Origin of the sequence: Brunnivagina elsteri CCALA 953, assembly GCF_002289455.1 — a bacterium.
Taxonomy (GTDB): Bacteria; Cyanobacteriota; Cyanobacteriia; order Cyanobacteriales; family Nostocaceae; genus Brunnivagina; species Brunnivagina elsteri.
Genome location: NZ_NTFS01000312.1, coordinates 1 through 8,017, shown reverse-complemented (window position 1 = coordinate 8,017; position 8,017 = coordinate 1). Strand labels below are relative to the sequence as shown.

Below are 8,017 nucleotides of genomic sequence, written 5' to 3'. Positions count from 1 at the left end.
TCACACCTTTGCGAGGACGGATGCTAACTTTATTTTCAACACTGGGATTGGGCGTAAACAGGGTTTCAAACATATTTCCAAAGCTACTGCAACAACTTTTAAGCGATCGCCACCTCAAGCACTTACCAAGATTGGAGCGCCCGAAGTTGGGGTGTTTTCTTCAATTGATGCGTCTGCATCCGAGTCAAGACATCATCTAGAATTGTCACGGCTTCGGCAACAAACGGACCTTTGTTGAGCATCACGCACTCAGCCCGCTCTGCCATTGCTGCATCCGTCATTTCTGCCCGTGAGGGAATTCCTTTTTTCACCAGATTTTCTAGCACTTGAGTTGCCCAAATCACCGGGATATGAGCCGCCTCACATATCCAGAGAATTTCTTCTTGAATTTCAGCTAGTCGTTTATATCCAATTGCGATCGCCAAATCGCCTCTAGCAATCATCACTGCAAAGGGCTGTTGACCGGCTGCTTGCACAATCAACTCTGGTAAATTACTGACGGCTTGGGGTGTTTCAATCTTCGCAACAATGGCAATTTCACGCTTTTCAGGTATCCGATCTGCTAACTCTTGCTGAAGTAGCTTAATATCATTGGCAGATTGCACAAAGGAATAGCCCACAATATCGGCATGGGTCGCAACAAAATCTAAATCCTGTCGATCTTTATCAGTCAGTGGACTGAGTTGCAAATCTGTATCAGGGAAGTTCAGTCCCTTGTCTGACTTAAGTTTACTACCCTTTAAACTTGCATGGGTGATGCGTAAGAGAACACCTCGATCGGTGAGAGATTCTACAAGCGCTCCAATGCGACCATCGTCTATCCAAGCGGTTGCGCCTATCTGTAATTGATTGAGTACTCCGGGTAGAGTACAATTTGCCTGGAAACAGCTAGCATCCTTCGCACTAGGTATGTCACGGGTTAACACAAGACATTCCCCTTTAAAGATGCGGTGTTTCTGATTAGGCGTGATTACTAAGCCAAGCCGGGGCTTCGGCCCTGCCAGATCCATTAAAACTTTGCAGGAATGTCCAGTTTCTTTCTCTGCTAGATGGACATTGCCAATCATCGCTTCCCACAGTTCGGCGTTATCATGGGCGCAGTTAATGCGTACACAGTTAGTCCCTCGCTCAAGCAAATCCCGGACAAATTCGTAATGGCTGGCGGCTTCCATTGGCAATGTCACCATGATTCTGACCCGACGATGGGCTAAAGTCTTACCAAATATATCTTCGGTATTTTGCTGAAGAAGGCGATCGCCTTCCAGAAACGCCGCAATAGAAGGACGACTAGGTAAATTAGCCGGACTCACCTGACAGATTGCCCCCAGAGTGGCAATCACCGCATCTAAATTCGGTATGACTCGCGCTTCCAGACGACCCAAGGAGGATAAGCCCCAAGGTATTAAGGCAGCTTGCAGAGGGCGTAGGTCATGTCTTCGTAAAGCCATATAATGGGCAAGATTGAGTCCACTGCTGAGAAATGCTTGCCTCTGAATGCGCGATCGCCACTGCTTAAAAATGTCTTCTCCTTCTCGAACAACCACCTGACGCAGTTTTTGCAGCGTATCTAACAACCTGCAAGGATCAGATAGGTCTAACGTGGAGTAGTCAAAAGTATCTTCTTCTTGATTATGCTCTAGAGTGGAAACTACCATGAAATAACCTCTTAAAAGATTGCATTGAAATGAAACTTTAGTTTGTGCCTGCATTGCTGTAAGGGCAATCCAGATTTTTGATTTGGCTTTAAGTCGTTCATAAATTCAATTGCAACTGCTTCTGCAAGCGCTGAAAGGCTTCTGAGCAGGAGAGGGCACTAGATCGAAGCTGTGCCAAGTGCCGCGCCAGTTTAGCTTGAATTTGAGCCGAGTCCAGGAGGGAGGGAGGTGGGGTGTAGCAATGGGGGCGCTGTCTTTCAGTTGAATGCCGCCAAAGCCAAACACCACAGCTTGCCAGACTCCGCCTGCTGAAGCCCCATGAATACCATCTCTTGTATTGCCGCGATTATCTTTGAGATCGGTCAGGGCTGCCTGCATAAACTGCTTGTAGGCATCTGCTGCGTCACCTAGATTGGCGGCAAGGCTCGCGTGAATGGCTGGTGTCAGGGACGATCCGTAGGTGCTGTCTGTGCGGGGCGCGTAGTAGTCCCAGTTTTTTTGCAGCACATTATCGTGGGCTGGGAGGGCTTGCGTATCTCGCATCAGGTAGAGGAGCATCAGCACATCGGGTTGTTTGAGTACCTGCCGCTGATTGGTTTCGTCAATGCCAAGTACCGCTTGCATCGAGCGATCGCGGGGTTCATACTTGCTTAAATCGATATCCTGAAGCTGGAAAAACCCCTCAAACTGCTCGATTAGACCTGTTTTAGCATCGTGAGGAATATACAGCTTTGCAATCATTGTCTGCCAAAGCAGCCGATGCTCTGCGGTGAGTTGCAGTTGTTTTGCCAGTGCAGTCGCCTGATAGGGAAACGCATGTTGTAGCCACTCGTAGACAGCCACCGCCGTTTCGAGATGCCACTGCACCATCCGATTGGTGAAGGCATTGTTGTTGACCTGCTCATGGTATTCATCGGCTCCAATCACCCCGCACAGTTCATACCGTTCCTGCTGGGCGTGCCACTCCAATCGGCTCATCCAGAACATCGCCGTGTCCAGGATGATTTCAGCACCATAGTCGCGCAGCCAGTGGTCGTCACCGGTTGCCTGCCAGTAGTGCCAGACGGCATAAGCAATGTCAGCGCTCAGATGAATTTCGCGATCGCGGCACCAGATGCGTACCGCTTCCGCATAGGGATCAGTCGGCATCGAAGATCGAGGCGTTACCTCATCACCCGTAGCCGCGCTTTCCCAGGAAAACATTGCCCCCTGGTAGCCGCTATGGGTGGCTTTGCGCCGTGCGCCCTCCAGGGTGTGGTAGCGATAGGTGAGCAAGCTGCGGGCGATCGCGGGTTGCGTCAAGGTGAAGAAAGGCAGGATGAAAATTTCTGTATCCCAAAAAATGTGCCCCCGGTAGCCAAGCCCCGACAGCGTTTTGGCGGGAATGCTGACTCGAACGTCGTGGGAGGAGCCGCTGATCAGGAGTTGAAACAGGTTGTAGCGCACTACCAACTGAGCCGTGCGATCGCCCTCGATCTCGATATCGCTGTGTTGCCAAACGGCATCCCACGCCTGCCGATGAGCATCAAGTAGCACCCCATAGGCTGGCAGATTCGCCAGTTTGTCTTGGGCTGCCTGCACTGGCATCTCAACATCCTGGGACGTAAACACCGTCACGACCTTTTCGATGCTGATAGTCTGTCCCGCGATCGCACTAAAGGCGCTCATCAAAGTAGAGTAGCCGTGAGCATTCGTCACCTGAAAGGAGGCATCAGCGCCCATCACCGCCAGTTTGACAGCCATACTGAGTTCAATGTGGGAACTGCGGGTACGTACCTGTAGCCAAACGCCCTGCCCTGTCCCTTGTTCGATCTGTCCCCTATCGATCTGCTCCCAGTGGTCAAAGCCTTGAGTGTCGGGATAACCATTGAGGCTGGACTGTACCTCGATTTTCCAGGGAAACGGCTCCGCCAACGTGCCACTACAATCGATCGGTGTGATTTGACAGCGCAGTCCTAGTACGTGCTGATCGTCTAGGCTGGCAAAGCGCTGAAACTCTAAATCCAACGTCTTGCCAGTGGGACTACGCCAGCGCACTGAGCGGCTCAACAGCCCATGACGTAAGTCAAGCTGCCGTTCGTAGTGAAGGATTTCGCCGCGATCGAGCCGAAACCGTTCTCCGTTAACAGAAATCATCAAGGATAGCCAGTCAGGACAGTTTGCCAGCTCGGTGTAGATGACGGGCACATCGTCATAGACCCCATGAATTAAGGTGGTTGGCAACGCCTGTGGGAAGCCTTCCTCAAAACTGCCCCGCGTCCCCAAATAACCGTTGCCGATCGTAAAAACGGTTTCTCTAGCACACAACTGCTCCGGATCGAATTGAGGTTCGGTCACTGTCCAGTCTGTGTAAAGCAAAGCATGAGAGCCTGGAAGGGCATCATGTGGGTCAAGGGCAGGCAGATTTATTTCTCCAATTTTATTGAGGTCTAACATAGTTTTTCTTCAGAATTAAAAATCAAATTATTTATGGTCGGCACCAGTTTGCCATTCCTCAATCAGTGCGGATAAAACCGATAACCTAGTAATATGGTCTGGATTGGTTTCTTAAATATCGTATAATTTCGCAATTGCAAGGGAGTAAGTCAATTAATTATGGCGTTGAATATGTAGCCGATGCTGACAATGCCAACGGTCATCAACCCAATAAATACAGCTAATAGTTGTGGTCGCAGCACTTTTTTAAGAATCACCATTTCAGGAAGAGGTAGTGCTGTTACCGCCATCGTGAAGGCTAAAACTGTACCCATAGGCATTCCTTTATTTACCAAAGCTTCAGTAATTGGCATTACACCCGCAATATTTGCATAGAGTGGAACACCCAAAATTACTGCGATCGGCACTGCAAAAGGATTATTCGCGCCTGCATATTGCATAATAAAATCTGTCGGTACATAACCATGAATCCCTGCACCAATCGCAATTCCGATCACCTTTTTAACCCTTGCGGTCAGCCAAATTTTCGTAGCTTTTAATAGTTTGTTTACTTCCGCCAAGCTGTACTAGGGGGATATAGGGAATATTCATCACAACAAATAAATTGTGATGGGGGAGATCGAGAACCTCAGTACCGCCACTGCCAATTCCGAATTTCAGGCATATCTTCTCCATGTTCTGCGATGTATTGCTTGTGGTCGATGAGCTTGTTTTTCAGAAGCTGTTTTTCATGAGCGCCGATGCCTTGGAGTTGCGGGACGCGATCGATCACATCCTGAGCCAGATGGAAGCGATCGAGTTCATTGAGAACCACCATATCGAATGGTGTAGTCGTGGTTCCCTCTTCCTTATAACCTCGCACATGCAGATTATGGTGATTGGTACGGCGATAGGTAAGGCGATGAATCAGTAAGGGATAGCCATGAAAGGCAAACACAATCGGTTTATTAGATGTAAAGATACTATCAAAATCTCGATCGCTCAAACCATGAGGATGTTCGCTGAAGGGCTGAAGTGTCATCAAGTCCACCACGTTGACGACTCGAATTTTGAGATTAGGGAAGTGTTGACGGAGAAAATCAACAGCAGCAAGGGTTTCTAAAGTTGGTACATCCCCTGCACAAGCCATGACTACATCAGGTTCAACTCCTTGATCGTTACTTGCCCAATCCCAGATACCGAGTCCAGCCTCACAGTGTTTACTAGCAGCATCGATGTCGAGCCATTGTAATTCAGGTTGCTTACCCGCAATGATCAGATTTACATAGTTACGGCTTCGCAAACAATGGTCTGTCACCGAGAGGAGAGTGTTCGCGTCTGGGGGAAAATAAACCCGAATCACATCAGCTTTTTTGTTGACAACGTGATCGATAAAGCCAGGGTCTTGATGGGAAAAACCATTGTGATCTTGCTGCCAAACATGAGAGGTAAGTAAGTAGTTCAGCGAAGCGATCTGTTTACGCCAAGGAATCTGATGAGTAACTTTCAACCATTTAGCGTGTTGATTAAACATCGAGTCAATGACGTGGATAAATGCCTCATAGCAAGAGAAGAATCCATGCCGACCGGTCAGCAAATATCCTTCTAGCCAGCCCTGACACATGTGTTCGCTGAGAACTTCCATCACTCGTCCATCGGTAGCGATATGGTCGTCAGTTGGCAAAATCTCGGCAGTGGAGACGCGATTGGTAACTTCCAAAATGGCATTCCAACGGTTTGAGTTATTTTCATCTGGACTCATGATGCGAAAATTTTGGCTATCCAGATTCCGTTTCATCACATCCCGCAAAAACTGTCCCATAATGCGAGTAGCTTCTGCTTTAATTGTGCCGGGTTTTGGGACTTTCACAGCGTAGTCCTGGAAGTTCGGCAACTTCAAATCTTTGAGCAATAACCCACCGTTGGCATGAGGATTTGCACCCATACGGCGATCGCCTTTTGGAGCTAATTCTGCCAACTCTTCGATCAATCTCCCGTTTTCATCAAACAGTTCTTCTGGCTTGTAACTCTTCATCCAATCTTCTAGCAGTTTGATGTGTTCCGGCTTGGTTGCCAGTTCTGCTAAAGGAACCTGATGGGCGCGAAATGTCCCTTCAATGGGGATACCATCAACAACTTTAGGTCCCGTCCAACCTTTGGGAGTTTTCAGCACAATCATCGGATATTGAGGACGCTTAGAGAAGCCATTCGTGCGGGCATCATATTGAATGGCTTTAATTTCACGGATGATCGCATCGAAAGTTTCTGCCATTTGTTGGTGTAGAATTTCCGGATCGTCTCCTTCAACAAAATAAGGTTTGTAGCCGTAGCCAATCAATAAACTTTTCAGTTCTTCCTCACTGATTCTGGCTAAAACTGTCGGATTCGCAATCTTATAGCCATTCAAATGCAAAATAGGCAAAACAGCCCCATCACGAACGGGATTAAGGAACTTGTTTGAGTGCCAACTGGTTGCTAAAGCACCCGTTTCAGCTTCGCCATCCCCAATTACGCAGCAAACAAATAGGTCAGGATTGTCAAAAACAGCACCATAGGCATGAAGCAGCGAGTAGCCTAATTCCCCTCCCTCATGGATGGAACCAGGAGTTTCAGGGGCAACATGGCTCGGAATCCCACCGGGAAACGAGAACTGTTTGAAAAGTCGCTTCATACCTTCAACATCCTGGGAGATGTTGGGATAAAACTCGCTGTAAGTACCTTCTAGATAAGTGTTGCCAACAATACCTGGACCTCCATGACCTGGACCTGCAACATAGATGGCATTTAGATCGTGTATTTTGATCGCACGATTGAGATGAGCGTAAATAAAGTTAAGCCCTGGAGTTGTTCCCCAATGTCCCAGCAGCCGAGGTTTGATGTGTTCTAGTTTTAACGGTTCACGCAGCAGGGGATTATCGAGGAGATAAATCTGTCCCACTGAAAGGTAGTTTGCAGCCCGCCAGTAGGCATCAATATTATGGAGTTCTTGTGCTGTCAGGGTTTTTGGTGCGATCGCAGTAGTCAATATCATGTTAGGTATGAAATAAGGGTTTACGAATTATGAATTAGTAATTTGGAAACAGCTAAGGGTGAACCGATGAGTTGAGCAACTCGATAGGCAGATGCGATCGCTCCTTCATGCAAGCCATCTCCTAGATAAGCTCCCGCATAGTAAGTATTATTCTCTCCATTGGTAGCAACTACTTCATCTCGGTATCGAAAAGATTCAGTGGTATACAACGGCGTGTGATGTTCTTGAGTGTGAATAATCCGATTCATTATGCTCCTAATCCTTTTATAAACAGGTTTAAAATGGAGATATTTAACATTACATTCATACTGCTCTCTGTCCAGCATAGATATATCTAACCACCGATGCACCGAGCCAGCCTAAGAGAGAATACACGATGATTGCAATTAGAACATTGACATCCAAAATGTTCGATCCGCCACCAAAAACTGGACTGATAAATAAGGTGGAAAAAGGCGCAATGAAGGGGTCAGAAAAATTGTAAATAAACTGGGCAAATATATTTTTTGTATTTGCTCCGAAAAAACGCAATAAGAGGCGTAATGTCAGCAGGATTTCCAGCGCTCCAACTAGAAAGTAAATACTATTGATAATCCAAGCAAACGTAGCACTGCGTTTGCCAGTTTCCAGTCGTCTCTCTTCCTGTTGAAGTCGGAAAGTTTCTTCATCATCCTGAAGTTCTTGCCTACGCTCAGAATTACTCTGTTCATGAGGATTTTTATTCATGAGACATCTCCAAATTGATAAGTGGTATTTCAATCAGAATGGACGATAATATAATTCTCGCTTATTGATTACTCTGAAGGGCTATAGTTTGATTTATTGAGTGAATTGATTCATTACGATATAAATCGTTACCAAATTCAATAACACAGGCAGGAGTTAGAAGTTTTTAAAGGAATGGCACTAAGTTAAG

At 47.1% G+C, this 8,017-nt stretch carries 4 protein-coding genes and 2 pseudogenes; all 6 read right to left on the bottom strand.

What is annotated here, in order from left to right:
• Window positions 1-122: 122 nt before the first annotated feature.
• Window positions 123-1,655: a pyruvate kinase gene (locus CK510_RS22240; protein WP_095723772.1), complete on the bottom strand. Its 1,533-nt coding sequence runs from the start codon at window positions 1,653-1,655 to the stop codon at window positions 123-125.
• Between the two features lie 153 nt (window positions 1,656-1,808).
• Window positions 1,809-4,091: pseudogene (locus tag CK510_RS22235) on the bottom strand (glycoside hydrolase family 65 protein); the annotation flags it as partial.
• Between the two features lie 149 nt (window positions 4,092-4,240).
• Entirely contained in the window at window positions 4,241-4,651 is a 411-nt protein-coding gene (locus tag CK510_RS22230) for a permease (RefSeq protein ID WP_245912310.1), read from the bottom strand.
• A gap of 68 nt (window positions 4,652-4,719) precedes the next feature.
• Window positions 4,720-7,101 (bottom strand): phosphoketolase family protein, encoded by a 2,382-nt coding sequence (locus tag CK510_RS22225; protein WP_095723770.1) that lies wholly within the window; start codon window positions 7,099-7,101, stop codon window positions 4,720-4,722.
• A gap of 20 nt (window positions 7,102-7,121) precedes the next feature.
• Window positions 7,122-7,346 (bottom strand): annotated as a pseudogene (locus CK510_RS22220) (FAD-dependent oxidoreductase); the annotation flags it as partial.
• A 58-nt stretch (window positions 7,347-7,404) separates the two neighbouring features.
• Window positions 7,405-7,827 (bottom strand): YggT family protein, encoded by a 423-nt coding sequence (locus CK510_RS22215; protein WP_095723769.1) that lies wholly within the window; start codon window positions 7,825-7,827, stop codon window positions 7,405-7,407.
• Window positions 7,828-8,017: the final 190 nt, after the last annotated feature.

Excerpts from the sequence above, each read along its gene's own strand:
- CK510_RS22240 (WP_095723772.1), bottom strand. The coding sequence starts at position 1,655 with ATGGTAGTTTCCACTCTAGAGCATAATCAAGAAGAAGATACTTTTGAC.
- CK510_RS22215 (WP_095723769.1), bottom strand. The coding sequence starts at position 7,827 with ATGAATAAAAATCCTCATGAACAGAGTAATTCTGAGCGTAGGCAAGAA.
- CK510_RS22225 (WP_095723770.1), bottom strand. The coding sequence starts at position 7,101 with ATGATATTGACTACTGCGATCGCACCAAAAACCCTGACAGCACAAGAA.